The following is an 18,773-nucleotide window of genomic DNA, read 5'->3' on the forward strand; positions in this document are numbered from 1 at the left end:
GATTGTCTTAAAATATATAATTTAACTGAAGTAAAGTCGCTCGTGGTAAAATAGGAATAACTATAAAGCTAGCATCAGGGTTGTTATTAATAAAATCTGTAGTTACACCATTAGCATTAGCTCCAAATGTGTTAGCTCCCATGAAATTCGCAAAACCATAAGAGTTAAAAAGGTTAGTCATTAATAGATTGGCACTTAAATTTTTAGTTATAATATATCCGAAACCAGCATCAAAAATACTGTATGCATCAAGTTGAAAAGCATTGGCAACATTGGCCTGACGTTTTCCTATATAGCGCCATTTTATAAATGAGGATACTTTGTTTCTATTAAATTCAATAGCGAAATTAAACATGAGTTTCGGATTAAAGGGCAATATGTTTCCAGAGTAATCTGTAGTCGTATCATCGGTGCTGTCTACTGTTCCACCTGCATCGTAAACAGTCCATTCAGTCGCTTTTGGGTTTTGTAAAACCCCATTAAATCTAAATGCAAAATTTTGGAAGGGTGTGTATACGGTTTCCCATTCTAAACCTAAAGTTTGCGATGAGTTGTACTGAATAGGTGTATAGAAAATACTGCTAGTGTCGCCATCAAATTCAAAATTAGAGCTGCCAATATTGCTTAACTTACTCCAAAATAAAGTGCTAGTAAAAGAAAAATCCTTGAGAATAGATTTTAGACCAATTTCAACCTGATTTATTTTTTGAATTTCACCAGCTTGGTTGATGGGTACATTTGCGAAATTATTAAAATAGTAGTTTAATTCTGGAGCTTTATTTCCTTTTGATAATCGCCCGAACAAGGATGCATCATCAGTCAATCTATAATTTAAGCCTAAGGAATAAGACCAATAACTATAGTTGTAATTAAAAGTGTCTTGCTCTCCGGTTGGGGCTAAAATATTATTGTCGTAAGCTGTATTTTCGTTCTGATCTAAACCACCATTTTGTGTAAACGGAGCATAGCGATCGTTACTTCCTTTTTGGGTAATCGATTCAAAACGAAGCCCTAAATCCAGTTGTAAATGATCTGAAATTTCCCAGCGATCATTTACATAAGCTGCTATCTGACTAATTTTAGCACGACTATTTGTAAAAAATAAGGCGCCATAATTACTGACGCCATATTCGTCGGATAATGCCATAACAGGCTCTCCCGGGTTTTCTAAAGTAACCTGTAACATCTGCGGATTATTTTCGTAAGTCGAAAAAGCAAAACTTCCTTGTGTAAATACAGATGTGTCTGAGAAGCCAGTTGAAAAACCTAAATTCAACGCGTTAGTATTCCATGTTTTTGTTAGGGTTAATTGTTGCATAAATTCATTGGCTTCGTTATCCTTATACCAAGTAGATGTTCCCATAATAGCATCATTTGGTAATGTGCCATCGGTTAAATATTGCGCTGGATCACCAGTAAAAATACCGCTATTATCTATTCTAGCTAACTCTGTTCCTGAGTTTGCATTTCTAAAAACAATTTGGCCAACAGGAAAAGGATTTCCGTTGCTTACCAAATAATAGGCTGTTGGGTCGCTAATAGAAACAAATGCATTGCTTATGGCAGTTTGCCAATTCGCACTTTTTGAAGAAAACTTCATATTGTTTGTAATAGACCAATCATTACCTAAATTTTGTAATAAATCGAATCCAATAGCAAGATCTGTAGCATGAACTCCATTAGATGGATTGAAGTTATTTGTACCACCTTCTGCAAGATAGCGACCATCAGGAATTTTAGAATTAAAGCTAGGCATTAATAAAGCGGTCGAATTAAAGTCTTGTCCATAAGCTGCTGTCGGATTTTCCCAATCAGTAGCAGCAACACCGTTATATCTGTTCGTATAATCGTTAAGATATTTTCCGTAAAGTTTAAAATACCCACGAGAGTTTTCTTTGGTAAGGTTAAATTTATACTGCCCACCTTTACTAAATGGAAAATCGGTGTTTCTTGCACCATCATCATATTTGTAATGTCCGCCAGCATTAAAAAACCAATTGTTACCTAATGCGCCACCTAAAACGCCATCTATTCTATATAGCATATTGCCTTCACCTTGGATACCAGTCTGAAGTTGAATTTCACCATTTAATTCTTCCGTAGAATTTCTAGAGATAAAATTATAGATACCACCAGGAGCATTCATAGCGGCTATAGACGAGCTCCCGCCGTTTAAGGCTTCAACTTTAGCCGTTGTTAAATCTACACGATTAAAAATACCTGGGTTGTAATACGAGTGTTGTACTAGGCTAACAGGTAGTCCGTCTTCTTGTAAAGAGACGTAATACCAACCCATATCATCTTCAGCAGAAGCAGAAATTCCGCGTGTATATACTTTAGCAAACACTTCTCCAGCCGATGCATCTGCAAAGGTACCAGGTATGTTTTTAAGTAAATTGGCAGTGCCTCTCGGATACACTTGCTGTATTTGTTTAGAATCTAGTATGCTTACTGAAGCGCTAGTTTCTAGCTGATCCCTAGGAGTGAAATTTCCAGTTATTATTACGGTGTGTAAGTTCAGTAAATCGGGTTCTAATATGAACGAAAAGACCAAATTGTCTGTTCCAATCTCAATTTTGTCTTTAATGGGTTTAAAGCCTAAGTGGGAAATGTTTAAAGTATAATTTCCCGAAGGAATACGATTAAGAGTAAATTTGCCTTCAGAATCTGTTATGCTGTATATGTTTGGTGTGGCATTTATAATTACTGTAGCATCTGGTATGGGGTGGTTCTTGACATCTGAAACAGTTCCGCTTATTGAAGATTGGGCGTGTATTAAAAATGTTTGAGTTAGCATCAAAAAAGATACTAGACATTTAAATGTATTCATAATTTAGGGCGTAAAAAAAGGTCATTTGTTGTAATTAAACACAAATTTATAAAATTAGCGAGTATTTCTGTTTATATAAAGTCACTGAAAGAATTCATACAGTTTCAGTTAACTAAAGAGTTTGGAATAGCTATTTCTGATTTTAACGTAACGAAAATTTTTAATTAGCAAAAAAGATGTATTTTGCGTAGTCCTTATGTTTAAATAATTTCAGTGAAAGTAAACAAAATAAATATCGAGCCTTATGAAGCTTACGGCGTTGTATATCATGCCGATACTTGTTTGCCATTAATTGATGCTTTTTATCGAAAAAAGATAAAATTTAAAGCACTAGCTAGACATACGTATCCTGGCGACAGACTGGACGAAAATACTTTAGGTCTTAATAGTATTGGATATTGGGATGCCAACGAACCACAAGATTGGGGTTTAGATTGGCACCGAAATGAAGGGCTCGAATTTCATTTCCTAGAATCTGGTAGTATGCCTTACTCTCAGGAAAATAAGGAAGTTTTACTTACACCAAATCATTTAACAATAACACGCCCTTGGGAAGCTCATAAAGTTGGGAATCCGCATATTGGTATGGGAAAATTTTATTGGGTAATTATCGATTTAGGGGTTCGTAGGCCGCATCAAGAATGGGTTTGGCCGGAGTGGATTACTTTGGTGCCGAAAGATTTACATCGGTTGACTGCAATTTTGAGACAGAATGAAAAATCCATTTGGAAAACCGATCAAAAGGTAAGAGATTGTTTTGTTCGCATTAATAAAGCGATTGATACGGACGATAATGGTAGTAATGCCTCTAGAATTAGGTTATTAATTAATTATCTATTGATTTTATTGCTGGACTTATTAAATACCGATGATGTTGTTTTAGATGAGAAATTAACGGATAGTTCTCGAAGTGTGAAATTCTTTTTAGACGAATTAGTGAATAATTTATCCGAAAATTGGACAGTAGAACTTATGGCTGAGTCTGCAGGTGTTGGAGTTACACGATTTACGCATCATTGTAAACGTTTAACAAATGTAACGCCTATGCGTTATTTAACTATGAAGCGTCTAGATTTGTCTAAAAAAATTCTTCAAGAAAATAACGAGTTAACCATTGCTGATATTGCGTATACTTGTGGTTTTGCAACAAGTCAATACTTCGCTACCGTATTTAAAAAACATGAAAAATGTTCGCCTAATGTCTATAGGTTAAAGTACGTCGTAGAAAACACGGAATGTGTTTAAAATATTTCACTGAATAAATATACACCTCTTTTCAGAATCTATGTTCTATTTTCACTAGATAGAAATTATTAAAATAGTTTTATTTCCAATTTTTTAAATGCACACCATTTCGTGTTGATGTTATTGGATGTTTGTAAAAAATTATTCTTCTAATTTTTTACAAACAAACCACCGTAACTAATTTTTAAAATGGAAAACATTAATAAGAATCGACTCTTTCTGGGGAGTTGTTTGGCCTTGATTACAACGGCCATGACCTTTGCTATTCGCGCACGATTAGAAACCGTTTTTGGACCTGAAGGTGTGGGATTAACGCTAGAACAAATAGGATATGCTTTTACACCTGCTTTTTTTGGATTTACGCTAGCCATGATTTTTGGAGGACCACTTGTAGATTTTCTCGGCATTAAAAAAATTACGTGGATCGCCTTTATTATGCATACAGTTGGAATAGTTTGGACTATTATGGCCGATTCTATGACGTCTTTATTTCTCGCAACTCTATTTGTTGGTATTGGTAATGGTATGGTAGAAGCAGCACTAAACCCTATGATTGCTTCAATGTATACCAACGAAAAAACAAAAATGCTAAACAGATTTCATGTTTGGTTTCCTGGAGGAATCGTTATTGGTTCCATTGTGGGCTGGTTAATTATGGATGTTTTAGGCTTAAGTTGGCAAATCATGGTGGGTACTTTATTTATTCCATTAGTGTTATATGCCGCATTATTTTACGGACAAAAATTTCCAGTAACCGAGCGTGTTCAAATGGGAGTTAGCAATAAAAAAATGTTTAAAAGTATAGGTAATCCATTGTTCCTTTTTATGGTGTTTTGTATGTTGTTAACTGCGGCATCAGAGTTAGGAACTACGCAACGTATAGAATCACTTTTAAAAGAATCGGTAGCTGTGCCGCTCTTGGTCTTAGCATTTATAAATGGAATTATGGCATTAGGTCGACTGTTTGCAGGACCGGTTGTTCATAAATTACAACCTTCGGGGATGTTATTATATTCTGCAATTTTTACGTTTATCGGTTTGTGGTTGTTAACCATAACTACAGGAGGAATGACGTTTGTAGCAGCAGCAGTTTTTGCAGTTGGCGTTACATTTTTCTGGCCAACAATGTTAGGTTTTGTAGCAGAATATTTACCTGAGACTGGAGCTTTAGGGCTTTCAATAATGGGTGGAGCAGGAATGTTTTCGGTGTCATTAGTATTGCCAATTATGGGAAAGTTAATGGACGATGCTAATGCTGTAGAAGCCTTAAGAACAATGTCAATTTTACCTGCTATTTTAATTGTAGCATTTTTAGGATTGAATATTTACATGAAAAAACGAAATAAAATAGAACAAGCATAATTTATTATGGCAAGAAAATTAAGAATGGGAATGATTGGTGGCGGAACCGGATCATTTATTGGAGATGTACATAGAAAAGCTGCGGCTATTGATGGAATGATTGATTTGGTTTGTGGAGCTTTTAGTAGTAATGCAGAAAAATCAAAAGCGTCTGGAAAAGCATTATATCTTCCAGAAGATAGATGTTACGGTAGTTTTGAAGAGATGATTCTTAAAGAAAAAGAATTACCTGAAGGCGAACGTATGGATTTTGTGTCTATAGTTACACCAAATCACATGCATTTTGCACCTGCAAAACTAGCGTTAGAACATGGTTTTAATGTGGTATGCGATAAGCCAATGACGTTAACTTTAGATGAAGCCATTGCGTTAGAAACTATAATTGAAAAAAGCGGTAAACTTTTCGCGCTTACACATAATTATACGGGATATGCTATGGTAAAACAGGCGAGAGCTATGGTTACTAAAGGCGATTTAGGAAAAATTAGAAAAATACAAGTACAATATCTTCAAGGGTGGTTGTCTACAGCAGTGGAACAAACAGGACAGAAACAGGCCTCTTGGCGTGTAGATCCTACGAAATCTGGTATTGGTGGTGCTTTAGGAGATATTGGTACACATGCCGGAAATTTAGCTGAATATATTACCGGATTAGAAATTGAAGAACTTGCAGCCGATTTAGGGACTTTTGGAGAAGGACGTGTTTTAGACGATGATGGAAATTTATTACTTCGGATGAATAATGGTGCAAATGGTACTATGTCTATTTCGCAAATAGCATTAGGCGAAGAGAATAATTTAGCGATTAAAGTCTATGGTGAAAAAGGAAGTTTGGAGTGGCAACAGGAAAATCCAAATCAATTAATTACACATTGGCTTGAAGAACCTGTAAAAGTATTTACGCCAAATGGAAATGATTTATACGAAGAAGCTCTAAACGTATCGCGTATTCCAGCAGGACATCCGGAAGGGTATTTAGAAGCTTTTGCGACTATTTATAAAAATTTTGCAACGCATGTTATGGCTGTTTTAGAGGGTGAAACTATTGAGAAACCGGATTATCCAACCGCTAAAGATGGTATTCGTGGCATGCAATTTATATATGCCGCTGTAGAAAGTGATAAGAATAATGCAGCTTGGACAAAAATGGAATAACGTTATAAACTACTATTGGCGGATGCTGCGTTAAGGATTGAACGGTATGTTTGAGCTCCCCGACCAACGGAAGGGAGCGAGTAGAGAAAGCCTGACCCTTGGGTAACGCCAAAAAAATACAAGATAAAATATGAAAACAATAAAAGGACCCGCAATATTTTTAGCACAATTCGCAGGAAGTGAAGCGCCATTCAATACTTTAGATAATTTATGTAAATGGTCGGCAGATCTAGGTTATAAAGGGATTCAGATTCCAACCTGGGAAACCGGATTAATCGATATTGAAAAGGCTGCAGAAAGTCAGACGTATTGTGATGAGCTTAAAGGAAAAGTAAATTCTTATGGTTTAGAAATTACAGAATTATCAACACATTTACAAGGGCAATTGGTTGCTGTAAACCCAGCGTACAATACCATGTTTGATGGTTTCGCCCCCGATGCTTATAAAAATAATCCAAAAGCCAGAACAGAATGGGCTATAGATTTTGTTAAAAAATCAGGAACGGCCAGTGGTCGTTTAGGATTAAAATCTCATGCGACATTTTCTGGAGCCTTATTATGGCATACCGTATATCCGTGGCCTCAACGTCCGCAAGGTTTAGTAGAAATGGGATTTGAAGAATTAGCAAAACGTTGGTTGCCTATTTTAAATCATTTTGATGAACAAGGTGTGGATGTTTGTTATGAACTTCATCCGGGTGAAGACTTACACGATGGGGTGACGTTCGAGCGTTTTTTAGAAGCAACAGGAAATCATAAACGCGCTAATATTCTTTACGATCCTAGTCATTTTGTGCTTCAGCAGTTAGATTATTTAAAATTCATCGATTATTATCACGAACGCATTAAGTCGTTTCATGTAAAAGATGCCGAATTTAATATGTCAGGTAAACAAGGTGTTTATGGCGGATATTCCGATTGGCAAGACCGCGCAGGTCGCTTTAGATCTTTAGGTGATGGTCAGGTTGATTTCAAAAGTATTTTTACAAAATTAACAAAATACGATTGCGATGTTTGGGCTGTTATGGAATGGGAGTGTTGTATAAAATCGTCAGATCAGGGCGCAAGAGAAGGTGCTCCATTTATTCAGAAACATATTATTGAAGCTGCAGAGCGTAGTTTCGATGATTTTGCAGGAGCGAAACCTGATGAAAAGTATTTAAAAAGTATTTTAGGAATTTAATTTATTCAGTGTATTATGAAAAAACATATCGTTTTATTGCTTTTTAGTCTTTGTGTTATGTCACAATCGTATGGTATTAATGAACCGAATCGCAAAATAAAAGTACTCATTGTTGATGGGCAGAATAATCATGATGTGTGGCCAAAGTCCACTATTATGATGAAACAATATTTAGAGGAAACAGGAATGTTTACTGTTGATATTGCACGAACAAAGTTTTTATACAAAAGTGAGAAATATAAAGGTTGGTTGGCCTATGCCGATGTGCAATCTGGTGTAGAAGGTGAGCCAAAAACAGACCCTGATTTCAATCCTAAATTTTCAAAATATGATGTTGTTATTTCTAATTTCGGATATAACGCTGCTCCTTGGCCGGAAAAAACACAACAAAATTTCGAAAAATATATCGCTAACGGCGGAGGTTTTGTAAGTGTACACGCGGCAGATAATTCTTTTCCTAATTGGGTCGCTTACAATGAAATGATTGGTATTGGCGGATGGGGCAATCGTACAGAAAAAGATGGGCCTTATTTATATATTGATGAAAACAATAAGCCTAAAAAAGATTATACCCCAGGACCTGGAGGGAAACATGGAAAGCGCGAAGATTTTGTAGTAACAACATACAATGAAGAACATCCCATTACTAATGGTTTGCCTAAGGAGTGGTTACATGCAAACGATGAATGTTATGCTTTACTAAGAGGGCCTGCAAATAATGTTACTATACTGTCTACGGCTGTAACGACATTAAAAGATCCGACTTTAGAACAAAAAGAACCTGTGGTTATGACTATAGATTATAAAAAAGGAAGAATCTTTCATACCACTTTAGGTCATGATGTCGATGCTTTAGAATCTGTTGGATTTATTACACTTTTAATTAGAGGTGTTGAATGGGCTGCAACAGGAGAAGTGACTCAAATAGAAATTCCAAGTGATTTTCCAACGACAACAGAAGTCTCTAAACGTAGTTTTACTTATAAAGAGTAATCTATATGGTATAGGTTGTATATAAAATTTACGATATATTACGAATCCTCTAAAATTGAATGTTTTAGAGGGTTTTTATTTTCTATAATGTAGTTTATGTATTAAATTTTGAATTATTTTAAATAAAAGTATGTAAAAGCAACATAATCAATAATTTTTAGCAAAAAACGAATGTTTGATGTTGCTCATTTCAAATTTAAATTATAGCTTTACAACATGGAAAATTTAAAAAATAATATACGTTACGTGTTCCGCAGGTTGCCCGCAAGTGCACCTCGCCGCCGCTTTTAATCTTCATTTAAGCAAGTTAGTACGTAATTTTAATTTTTTCATAGTGTCCAAAATTTTTTTCATAGTATATTTAAACAAAGTTAACTTATTAGTTAGCAAGAATCCTATGCGCCGTGTTTTTTCCCGTCGCCCGTAAGGGTATGTGTAATTTTATTGAACTAGGTGAGTCCAGTTCAGCTATCGAGAAAATGGAGTTAAAGACATTCAATACAAGTTTAAGATATGGAAATTGTTATTGCGGACAAGTCGCATACTATTTATGCCGAAATTATTTGTGAAACTATAGCAGATTCTGCTAAAGTAAGAGGTACTGGGATTGCGAAAAGAACGCCTGAGTATGTTATTGCAAGAATAATAAATGGAAATGCCGTTATCGCTTTAGAAGACGGTAAATTTGCCGGCTTCTGCTACATAGAAGCTTGGGGACATGGGAAATTTGTTGCCAACTCAGGTTTAATAGTACATCCAGATTTTAGAAATAGAGGATTAGCAAGAGAAATTAAACATAAAATTTTCAATCATTCAATTTCAAAGTTTCCAAAAGCTAAGGTTTTTAGTATTACTACAGGATTACCTGTAATGAAAATGAACTCAGATTTAGGATATAAACCTGTAACATTCTCCGAGTTAACAGACGATCAAACCTTTTGGAATGGCTGTCAAACCTGTAAGAATTATGATGTTTTGCAGCGTACAGAACAAAAAATGTGTTTATGTACAGGGATGTTATACGATCCAGATAAACAACCTCCAAAAGATCAGAAACCTGTAAAATCAAAAGTATTTCAAAGGTTAAAAAGTATAAAGGAACATTTGTTTCTTAAAAAAGAAAATAAGTAATGTCGGTTTAGTTTAGTAATCGTAAAGGAAATTAGGTTTGACAAAGAAAGCAGTATCAAAAATAAAAATGAATACAATAGTAGATTCAGACATAGGAATTGATCGTGTGATTGCGCAAGCCGAAAATTTTTGTGAATTAGAAGGCATAGAAATAAAATTGGTTTATAGGCTTTCTAATAGGTCGTTAGAAATAATTTCAGAGCGGTCCAAAGCATTGTCTACGTTGTATTTTGTGAGTGTAGAAATGCTTAAAAAACGTGTTGAAAATGGATGTTTTATTTTGAAAAAAGATAATGAAATTTATGGGCATATCTTTGTTCATGAGCATAAGGTCAAGGACCATTTAGTTTATGAACGCACATCCTTATGGGTCGATAATAGCTACAGACAATATAACCTTGGTTTGTTATTAATGGCTAGATTGACCGAGTATTTTAGCGATACGTTCCTTATTTCAATTTCACAAACACCTAAAGTTCATTATTACAACGAATTATTAGGTATGACCCACGTAACATTATCTAAAATGTCTGTTGTTTTAGTACAAGAATTTGAAAAATTAGGAAAATTACGAGACGAATTAAATTTTAGATATTATATGAATACCTGTTTTGCGAACGAAATAGGTCAAATAAAATAAAGAGTAATTAAGTTATAATAAATTATAGTAAAATGAAAAAATTAGTAATAGCATACAGTGGTGGTTTAGATACTTCTTACTGTGCAGTAAGTTTATCAAAGGAGTACGATGTTCATGCAGTAAGTGTAAACACCGGCGGTTTTACTAAAGAAGAAATTAAACATATAGAGAGTAACGCTTATAAAATGGGCGTTACTACATATAAAAATATTGATGCAGTTGCTACATTTTACCAGAAAGTAGTAAAGTACTTAATTTTCGGAAATGTTTTAAAAAACAATACATATCCATTATCTGTGAGTGCAGAACGTATTATTCAAGCGATTGAAATTGTAGAATACGCAAAAAGTATTGACGCACAATATATTGCTCATGGTAGTACAGGCGCTGGAAACGACCAAGTGCGTTTCGATATGATTTTTCAAATCCTTGCACCAGAAATTGAGATTATTACGCCTATTAGAGACCAAAAATTAGCACGACAAACAGAAATCGATTATTTAGTTGCTAATGGTATCGATATGTCTTGGGCAAAATCAAGATACTCTGTTAATAAAGGATTATGGGGAACAAGTGTTGGTGGTGAAGAAACATTAACTTCAGAAAAACCATTACCTAGTGAAGCATATCCGTCTCAGTTAGAAAAAACAGACGAGCAAAAAGTAACGTTAACTTTCAGGAAAGGTGAATTTGTCGCTTTTAACGGAACAACAGCTACCCCAGAAAAAAATATTGAAGCTTTAAATGAAATCGCTTCGAAATACGCAATAGGTAGAGATATTCATGTAGGAGATACTATTGTTGGAATAAAAGGACGTGTTGGTTTTGAAGCTGCTGCAGCTTTAATTACAGTAAAAGCACACCATTTATTAGAAAAACACACACTTACAAAATGGCAAATGCAACACAAAGATTACTTGTCTAGTTTTTATGGAATGCACTTACACGAAGGTCAGTTTTTAGATCCTGTAATGCGCGATATGGAAGCATTTTTACAAAGTAGTCAAGAAAACGTAACCGGAGATGTTGTTGTTACACTTAAACCTTATCACTTCTCATTAGATGGGATTTCGTCTAAACACGATTTAATGAATTCTACGTTTGCGAGTTATGGTGAAGAAAACAAAGGGTGGACAGCAGATGACGCCAAAGGATTTATAAAAATACTTGGAAATCAGAATAAGATTTATCAACTCGTAAATAACAAATCATGATACAAGCAGGAATTGTTGGAGGTGCAGGATATACTGCAGGAGAATTAATTAGAATATTAATGTATCATCCACAGGTAAATATCGATTTTATCTACAGTACATCTAATGCTGGAAATCCAGTAAGTAAGGTGCATCAAGATTTAATTGGTTCTACGGATTTACAATTTACAGATGCTATTAATTCAGATGTAGATGTATTATTCTTGTGTTTAGGACATGGAAATTCTACAGCGTTTTTAGAAAAAAACAGCTTTTCAGATACGACTAAAATCATCGATTTAAGTAATGATTTTAGGTTAGAAGCAGATTCTAATTTTAACGGAATGCAATTTGTTTACGGTCTTCCTGAATTGAATAAAGAAGCTATTGTAAATGCTAAATATTTAGCAAATCCAGGATGTTTTGCTACTGCAATTCAGTTAGCATTATTACCATTGGCATCAGACGGAAAGTTTCAAGACGATGTTCATGTTAATGCTGTAACAGGGGCAACAGGGGCTGGAACGTCATTGTCTGCAACGACGCATTTTACATGGAGAGATAATAATTTTTCATATTACAAACCCTTTACGCATCAGCATTTAGGAGAAATTAATCAATCGGTTAATCAATTACAAAGTGATTTTAATTCTGAAATTATTTTCATGCCAAATCGAGGTGATTTTTCTAGAGGAATTTTTGCTACAGCTTATACCAAATACGACGGTACTTTAGAAGATGCTAAAGCATTGTATAAATCATTTTACAAGGACGCTAAATTTACTGTAGTTTCAGATGAAGATATTCATTTAAAACAAGTGGTAAATACGAATAAATGTATCCTACATTTACATAAACACAACAATAAATTATTAGTGACAAGTGTTATTGATAATTTATTAAAAGGCGCTTCAGGTCAAGCCGTTCAGAACATGAATTTAATGTTTGGATTTGAAGAAACTGAGGGTGTACAACTAAAAGCTACTTACTTCTAAACCATTGGAATTATGAAAATTGCTATAATCGGAACTGGAAATTTAGGGCATTCAATCGCAAAAGGTTTAATTATCGATAATGCGTTTACTACCCTTTATTTAACCAAAAGAAATGTAGAGTCATTAGAAGAACTTAATGGTTATACAAATGTTACTATAACTAGTGATAATATTGAAGCGGTTAAAAAATCAGACATTTTAATATTTGCAGTTCAACCTGCACATTTTGAAAATGTTTTGAGAGAAATTACACCTCATTTAACAGATAAGCATGTTTTGATTTCTACAGTAACAGGGTTTTTAATTCCTAGAATTGAAGGTGTTGTTGGAGAGAATCAATTTGTTATTCGTGCAATGCCAAATACAGCTATTGCCGTAGGTAAATCTATGACGTGTATTTGTAGTAACAAACAAGGCGAGAAACGCATTAAAATAGCCGAAGCTATTTTCAACCGTTTAGGACACACGTTAATTATTCCCGAAAATCAGATGCAAGCAGCAACAGTGGTTTGTGCAAGCGGAATTGCATTTTGGATGCGATTAATTCGCGCCACAACTCAAGCCGCAATTCAGTTAGGTTTTGATGCCGAAGTCGCTCAAGAATTATCGATGCATACCTGCGAAGGAGCAGCTAGTTTGCTAATCCAAAGCGGAAACCATCCAGAAGAAGAAATTGATAAAGTAACAACGCCAAAAGGATGTACCATTGAAGGTTTAAACGAGATGGAACATAAAGGATTAAGTTCCTCTTTAATTCAAGGTATGGTGGCGTCTTACAATAAAATAAGCAACATTAAAAAAGAACAAATATGAGTTTGTTTCCAGTATATCCGCTTTACGACATTACCCCAGTAAGAGCGAAAGGCGTTTTTGTTTACGACGATAAAAACGTTCAGTATTTAGATTTATATGGCGGTCACGCTGTAATTTCAATAGGGCATTCACACCCAACTTACGTAGACCGTTTAACACGTCAGTTAAATGATATTGCGTTTTATAGTAATGCGATTCAGAATCCATTACAAGAGCAACTAGCAGCAGAATTAGCTGATTTTTCAGGCTGTAAAGACTATCAGTTGTTTTTATGTAATTCAGGAGCAGAAGCAAATGAAAATGCATTAAAATTGGCTTCTTTTCATAATGAAAAATCTAAAATTATAGCCTTTAAAAATGGATTCCACGGAAGAACTTCTGCAGCCGTTGCAGCTACCGATAATCCTAAAATTGTTGCGCCTTTAAACGCACAGCAAGCTGTTGATTTTTTTGAACTTGGAGATTTAGAAGGTGTAGAAAACTCTTTAAAGAATAATGATGTTTGCGCTGTAATTATAGAGTTTATTCAAGGTGTTGGAGGTTTAGACGAAAGTACGACTGAGTTCTACCAAGGACTTGAAAAATTATGTAAAACGTATAATGCTTGTTTTATTGCAGACGAAGTGCAATCGGGTTTTGGTAGAACAGGAGATTTCTTCGCATTTCAAAAGCACAACATTACACCAGATATAATTTCTCTAGCAAAAGGTATGGGGAATGGTTTTCCAATAGGTGGGATTTTAATACATCCTGATATTAATGGAAGATTTGGATTATTAGGAACGACTTTTGGAGGAAATCATTTGGCTTGTGCGGCTTCAATAGCAGTTTTAGATGTGCTTAAAGCTGAAAATTTACTTGAGCATACTAAAGAAATTTCAGCTTACTTTATAGAGAAAGCAAATCAAATACCACAATTAAAATCAATTAAAGGTCGTGGTTTAATGCTGGGTTTAGAATTCGATTTTCCGATTTCAGAGCTTAGAAAAAAACTTATTTTCGACCATCACATATTTACAGGAAGTGCAAAAAATCCTAATTTATTAAGAATACTTCCGCCATTAACGATTCAAAAAGAACACTTAGACACGTTCTTTGAAGCCTTAAACTCAGAATTAGCTTAGCATGAAAAAATACACGCAAATTTCAGATATATCAAATCTTTCAGAAACCATAAAAGAAGCGATTCTTTTAAAAATGAACCCATTCGAACATAAACATTTAGGAAAAAATAAAACCTTAGTGATGTTGTTTTTTAATTCGAGTTTACGGACCCGGTTAAGTACCGAAAAGGCAGCAAAAAATTTAGGAATGGAAGTAATGAGTCTGAATGTAAACGACGCGTGGAATTTAGAGTTTGAAGACGGAACTATTATGAATGCTGGAACTTCTGAGCATATTAAAGAAGCTGCTGAGGTCATTTCGCAATATGCCGATATTATTGCTGTGCGTGCATTTCCTAGTTTAATAGACAAGGAAAGAGACGCTGCCGAAATGGTGATAAAGAGCTTTGAAAAGTATGCAACCGTGCCCATTGTAAATATGGAAAGTGCTACGGCGCATCCGTTACAAGCGTTGGCAGATGCAATTACAATTTCAGAATTATCGGAAAAAGCGCGACCTAAAGTAGTTTTATCTTGGGCGCCACATCCTAAGGCGTTACCTCAAGCTGTACCAAATTCATTTGTAGAAATGATGATAAAAATGGATGTAGATTTAACCATTACACATCCCGAAGGTTACGAGTTAAATCCGGATATCACTAAAGACACGCCAATTAATCACAATCAAGAACAAGCATTAGAAGGTGCCGATTTTGTATATGCTAAAAACTGGAGTAGTTATTCCGATTATGGTAAGATACTAAGTACAGATCCAAGTTGGATGATTACAAAAGAAAAGTTGGGTCATGCTAAATTTATGCATTGTTTACCAGTTCGTAGAAATGTTATTGTGGAAGATGCTGTGTTAGATAGCGATCAATCTATTGTAATGAAAGAAGCGAATAATAGAACCTATGCGGCTCAAATTGTCATGAAAGGAATTTTAGAAAATCTATAATATGAAAACACTAAAAGTTGTTAAAATAGGAGGAAATATTATTGATTATGATACCACTTTAGCTGTATTTTTAAAACAATTCGCAACGCTTGAAGGTCCTAAGATATTAGTACACGGTGGAGGAAAATTAGCTACTAAAATGGCTAAATCTATGAATATCGAGGTGCAAATGGTAGATGGAAGACGTATTACCGATGCTGATACTTTAGATATTATCACGATGGTTTACGGCGGAAAAATCAACAAAAATATAATCGCACAATTACAAGCCAATAACTGTAATAGTGTTGGGTTTACTGGGGCAGATGGGAATACTATTGTTTCAGAAAAACGCCCGGTAAAAACTATAGATTACGGATTTGTAGGCGATGTAACGCAAGTAAATACTAAAGTGCCTAAAGTACTTTTAGAAAATAATATTACACCCGTATTCTGCGCTATAACACATGACGAAAACGGACAATTGTTAAATACAAATGCAGATACAGTAACCTCAGAACTAGCGATTGCTTTTGCAGACTTGTATCAGGTAGAACTTTATTATTGCTTCGAGAAAGACGGTGTACTATTAGACATAGATAATCCAAATTCTGTAATTGAACATATAAATACCGAAAATTACGCAACTTTAAAAGCAGAGGGAGTTATAACGGACGGTATGCTACCAAAACTAGACAACTGTTTTTATGCGATTTCCAATCACGTTTTTAAAGTGTGTTTAGGAAAACCAGAAATGCTATTTAATCAAAAAACAAAACATACAACCATTCAAGCCTAATGACAACGCAACAATTAACCGAGGAGGCCATTTCATTACTTAAGAATCTGATAGAAACACAATCGTTTTCTTCAGAGGAAGATAAAACCGCACAGCTTATAGAAGCTTGGTTTAAGCAAAAAGATATTCCGTATACACGAACTAAAAATAATGTATGGGCGCTTAATGCAGATTTTACAGAAGGCAAGCCTACCATGCTTTTAAACTCGCACCACGACACGGTAAAACCAAATAATGGCTATACAAAAGATCCGTTAAAAGCGATTGTAGAAGATGGTAAATTATATGGTTTAGGAAGTAATGATGCCGGAGGATGCTTAGTGTCTTTAATCGCAACATTTACCTATTTTTATAACAAACCAAACTTAAAATACAACTTGGTTTTAGTAGCTTCTGCCGAGGAAGAAAGTAGCGGCCCAGATGGTTTAAATAGCATGTTGTCTATTATTCCTAAGATAGATGTTGCTATTGTAGGAGAACCCACTTTAATGAACTTGGCTGTAGCCGAAAAAGGTCTTGTGGTTTTTGATGCTAAAGTTAAAGGAACACCAAGTCACTCAGCACATCCTAATGATGACAATGCTATTTATAATACAATTTCGGTGCTTAACTGGTTTAAGGATTATAAATTTGAAAGACCTTCTGAAGCTCTTGGAGATGTTAAAATGACGGTATCTCAAATAAAAGGAGGAAAGCAACATAATGCGATTCCAGCGGAGGTTGAATTGGTAATAGATGTACGTGTAAACGACAAGTATACCAATACTGAAATTAATGATATATTAGTAAACGAAGCTCCTTGTTCAGAGATTAAAGCACGTAGTTTACGTTTAAATTCCTCTTCAATTCCTAAAGATCACGAATTGGTAAAAGCCGGTATAGAAATAGGAAGAACAACTTATGGTTCGCCAACCTTATCAGATCAATCGGTGTTAACCTGTTCGTCTTTAAAATTAGGACCTGGAGATAGTACAAGATCGCATTCTGCAGATGAATTTATTTATTTAAATGAAATAGAAGAGGGCGTTGCAATTTATATTCAATTATTAGAAAAAATACTTTAATTATTTAGGTTGAAACTTCAACTAAAATATAAAAATCTATACATATGAAACTTTGGGACAAAGGTCTTTCAATAGATAAAAAAATAGAACAGTTTACAGTAGGTAACGATAGAGAAATAGATATACATATTGCTAAGTATGATGTGATTGCTTCTAAAGCACACGCCAAAATGCTTGAAAGTATAAAGATTATTACTGCTGAAGAATTGCAACAATTACTTGGCGGATTAAATGTTTTAGAATCTCAAATTGAAGACGGAACATTTGTAATTGAAGAAGAATTTGAAGATGTACATTCTAAAATAGAATTCGAATTAACGAAAACGTTAGGCGATGTTGGAAAAAAAATCCACACCGCACGTTCTAGAAACGATCAAGTTTTAGTGGCACTTCAATTGTACTATAAAGAAGAATTAAAAGTAGTTCAGGATAAAACAAAAACATTTTTCGATACGCTTTTAGGTTTAGCCGAAACTCATAAAGAGAAATTACTTCCAGGTTACACACATTTACAAGTAGCTATGCCATCGTCTTTCGGTCTTTGGTTCTCTGCCTATGCAGAACTTTTGATTGACGATGTGTACATGGTACAAGCGGCACAGAAAATTGCCGATCAGAATCCGTTAGGATCTGCTGCAGGTTACGGAAGTTCTTTTCCTATAGATCGTGAATTTACGACTAAAGAAATGGGCTTTGAAACATTAAAATATAATGTGGTTGCAGCACAAATGAGTCGTGGTAAAAGCGAGCGTATGATTGCTGCTTCATTAGGAAGTTTAGCGAATACATTGGCACGTTTTGCAATGGATATTTGTTTGTATATGAGTCAGAATTTTGGATTTATTACTTTCCCAGACGAGCTAACCACAGGAAGTAGTATTATGCCGCACAAAAAGAACCCGGATGTGTTTGAGTTAATTCGAGGAAAATGTAATAAGATCCAAGCCCTTCAAACAGAGATGGTTTTAATTACTAATAATTTACCTAGCGGATATCATAGAGATTACCAGTTATTAAAAGAAAATATCATCCAAGCTTTTGAGGATATCAAGAACATTTTAGACATTTTTAATTTCTCGATCTCTCAGATAAAAGTAAAGGATATCGATTTACACGACGATAAATACAAATTCTTATTTACTGTAGATAATATAAATACTTTAGTGGTCGATGGTATGTCGTTTAGAGATGCTTACAAGAAAATTGGTGGCGAAGTTGAGGCAGGAACATATGTCCCAGACGATTCTAAAAAACACACACATTTAGGAAGTATTCACAATTTGGGATTAGATAAAATTAGTCGTAAATTTCCTAAATTATAAATATTAAA

Annotated in this window: 16 protein-coding genes; 15 read left to right on the forward strand and 1 reads right to left on the reverse strand. The window is 34.7% G+C overall.

Annotation, left to right across the window (positions count from 1 at the left end):
* Positions 1-7 precede the first annotated feature (7 nt).
* The gene (locus tag R6X41_RS01260) at positions 8-2,830 is read right to left on the reverse strand and encodes a TonB-dependent receptor (RefSeq protein ID WP_318496841.1); all 2,823 of its coding nucleotides are present in this window, start codon (positions 2,828-2,830) and stop codon (positions 8-10) included.
* 213 nt (positions 2,831-3,043) lie between these two features.
* Here R6X41_RS01260 and R6X41_RS01265 point away from each other — a divergent pair, with 213 nt between their 5' ends.
* The 15 genes from R6X41_RS01265 to argH all read left to right on the forward strand — a co-directional run bounded on the left by R6X41_RS01265 (position 3,044) and on the right by argH (position 18,765).
* Positions 3,044-4,075: a helix-turn-helix transcriptional regulator gene (locus tag R6X41_RS01265; protein WP_318496842.1), complete on the forward strand. Its 1,032-nt coding sequence runs from the start codon at positions 3,044-3,046 to the stop codon at positions 4,073-4,075.
* A gap of 189 nt (positions 4,076-4,264) precedes the next feature.
* Positions 4,265-5,437, forward strand: coding sequence for an MFS transporter (locus tag R6X41_RS01270; protein WP_318496843.1), 1,173 nt, complete (start codon positions 4,265-4,267; stop codon positions 5,435-5,437).
* Positions 5,438-5,443: 6 nt separating this feature from the next.
* Positions 5,444-6,592: a Gfo/Idh/MocA family protein gene (locus R6X41_RS01275; protein ID WP_318496844.1), complete on the forward strand. Its 1,149-nt coding sequence runs from the start codon at positions 5,444-5,446 to the stop codon at positions 6,590-6,592.
* Positions 6,593-6,722: 130 nt separating this feature from the next.
* A complete protein-coding gene (locus tag R6X41_RS01280) occupies positions 6,723-7,775 on the forward strand; it encodes a sugar phosphate isomerase/epimerase family protein (RefSeq protein ID WP_318496845.1) in 1,053 nt (350 codons plus the stop codon).
* Between the two features lie 15 nt (positions 7,776-7,790).
* Positions 7,791-8,768: a ThuA domain-containing protein gene (locus tag R6X41_RS01285; protein ID WP_318496846.1), complete on the forward strand. Its 978-nt coding sequence runs from the start codon at positions 7,791-7,793 to the stop codon at positions 8,766-8,768.
* A 513-nt stretch (positions 8,769-9,281) separates the two neighbouring features.
* Entirely contained in the window at positions 9,282-9,899 is a 618-nt protein-coding gene (locus R6X41_RS01290) for a GNAT family N-acetyltransferase (RefSeq protein ID WP_318496847.1), read from the forward strand.
* Between the two features lie 67 nt (positions 9,900-9,966).
* On the forward strand, positions 9,967-10,539 hold the full coding sequence (locus tag R6X41_RS01295) for a GNAT family N-acetyltransferase (RefSeq protein WP_318496848.1): 573 nt from the start codon (positions 9,967-9,969) through the stop codon (positions 10,537-10,539).
* 32 nt (positions 10,540-10,571) lie between these two features.
* Complete coding sequence (locus R6X41_RS01300) at positions 10,572-11,753, forward strand: argininosuccinate synthase (protein ID WP_318496849.1); 1,182 nt, start codon at positions 10,572-10,574, stop codon at positions 11,751-11,753.
* Positions 11,750-12,727 (forward strand): N-acetyl-gamma-glutamyl-phosphate reductase, encoded by a 978-nt coding sequence (argC, locus tag R6X41_RS01305; RefSeq protein ID WP_318496850.1) that lies wholly within the window; start codon positions 11,750-11,752, stop codon positions 12,725-12,727. The genes R6X41_RS01300 and argC overlap by 4 nt, the downstream gene beginning before the upstream one ends.
* Positions 12,728-12,739: 12 nt before the next feature.
* On the forward strand, positions 12,740-13,540 hold the full coding sequence (proC, locus tag R6X41_RS01310; RefSeq protein ID WP_318496851.1) for a pyrroline-5-carboxylate reductase: 801 nt from the start codon (positions 12,740-12,742) through the stop codon (positions 13,538-13,540).
* Positions 13,537-14,664: an aspartate aminotransferase family protein gene (locus tag R6X41_RS01315; RefSeq protein WP_318496852.1), complete on the forward strand. Its 1,128-nt coding sequence runs from the start codon at positions 13,537-13,539 to the stop codon at positions 14,662-14,664. The genes proC and R6X41_RS01315 overlap by 4 nt, the downstream gene beginning before the upstream one ends.
* A 1-nt stretch (position 14,665) precedes the next feature.
* Positions 14,666-15,601, forward strand: coding sequence for an N-acetylornithine carbamoyltransferase (locus tag R6X41_RS01320; protein WP_318496853.1), 936 nt, complete (start codon positions 14,666-14,668; stop codon positions 15,599-15,601).
* Position 15,602: 1 nt separating this feature from the next.
* Positions 15,603-16,379, forward strand: a complete 777-nt coding sequence (gene argB, locus R6X41_RS01325; RefSeq protein WP_318496854.1) for an acetylglutamate kinase — start codon at positions 15,603-15,605, stop codon at positions 16,377-16,379.
* Entirely contained in the window at positions 16,379-17,443 is a 1,065-nt protein-coding gene (locus R6X41_RS01330; RefSeq protein ID WP_318496855.1) for a M20 family metallo-hydrolase, read from the forward strand. Before argB ends, R6X41_RS01330 begins: the two co-directional genes overlap by 1 nt.
* Before the next feature lie 44 nt (positions 17,444-17,487).
* Positions 17,488-18,765: an argininosuccinate lyase gene (gene argH / locus R6X41_RS01335; protein WP_318496856.1), complete on the forward strand. Its 1,278-nt coding sequence runs from the start codon at positions 17,488-17,490 to the stop codon at positions 18,763-18,765.
* Positions 18,766-18,773 lie beyond the last annotated feature (8 nt).

The organism is Formosa sejongensis (assembly GCF_033447105.1).
Classification (GTDB): domain Bacteria; phylum Bacteroidota; class Bacteroidia; order Flavobacteriales; family Flavobacteriaceae; genus Formosa.

What these genes read in the sequence shown, in the direction of transcription:
- R6X41_RS01300 (WP_318496849.1), top strand. Translation starts at nt 10,572, where the DNA reads ATGAAAAAATTAGTAATAGCATACAGTGGTGGTTTAGATACTTCTTAC.
- proC (WP_318496851.1), top strand. Translation starts at nt 12,740, where the DNA reads ATGAAAATTGCTATAATCGGAACTGGAAATTTAGGGCATTCAATCGCA.
- R6X41_RS01280 (WP_318496845.1), top strand. Translation starts at nt 6,723, where the DNA reads ATGAAAACAATAAAAGGACCCGCAATATTTTTAGCACAATTCGCAGGA.
- R6X41_RS01330 (WP_318496855.1), top strand. Translation starts at nt 16,379, where the DNA reads ATGACAACGCAACAATTAACCGAGGAGGCCATTTCATTACTTAAGAAT.
- argB (WP_318496854.1), top strand. Translation starts at nt 15,603, where the DNA reads ATGAAAACACTAAAAGTTGTTAAAATAGGAGGAAATATTATTGATTAT.
- argH (WP_318496856.1), top strand. Translation starts at nt 17,488, where the DNA reads ATGAAACTTTGGGACAAAGGTCTTTCAATAGATAAAAAAATAGAACAG.
- R6X41_RS01285 (WP_318496846.1), top strand. Translation starts at nt 7,791, where the DNA reads ATGAAAAAACATATCGTTTTATTGCTTTTTAGTCTTTGTGTTATGTCA.
- R6X41_RS01315 (WP_318496852.1), top strand. Translation starts at nt 13,537, where the DNA reads ATGAGTTTGTTTCCAGTATATCCGCTTTACGACATTACCCCAGTAAGA.
- R6X41_RS01275 (WP_318496844.1), top strand. Translation starts at nt 5,444, where the DNA reads ATGGCAAGAAAATTAAGAATGGGAATGATTGGTGGCGGAACCGGATCA.
- R6X41_RS01270 (WP_318496843.1), top strand. Translation starts at nt 4,265, where the DNA reads ATGGAAAACATTAATAAGAATCGACTCTTTCTGGGGAGTTGTTTGGCC.
- argC (WP_318496850.1), top strand. Translation starts at nt 11,750, where the DNA reads ATGATACAAGCAGGAATTGTTGGAGGTGCAGGATATACTGCAGGAGAA.
- R6X41_RS01290 (WP_318496847.1), top strand. Translation starts at nt 9,282, where the DNA reads ATGGAAATTGTTATTGCGGACAAGTCGCATACTATTTATGCCGAAATT.
- R6X41_RS01320 (WP_318496853.1), top strand. Translation starts at nt 14,666, where the DNA reads ATGAAAAAATACACGCAAATTTCAGATATATCAAATCTTTCAGAAACC.
- R6X41_RS01260 (WP_318496841.1), bottom strand. Translation starts at nt 2,830, where the DNA reads ATGAATACATTTAAATGTCTAGTATCTTTTTTGATGCTAACTCAAACA.
- R6X41_RS01295 (WP_318496848.1), top strand. Translation starts at nt 9,967, where the DNA reads ATGAATACAATAGTAGATTCAGACATAGGAATTGATCGTGTGATTGCG.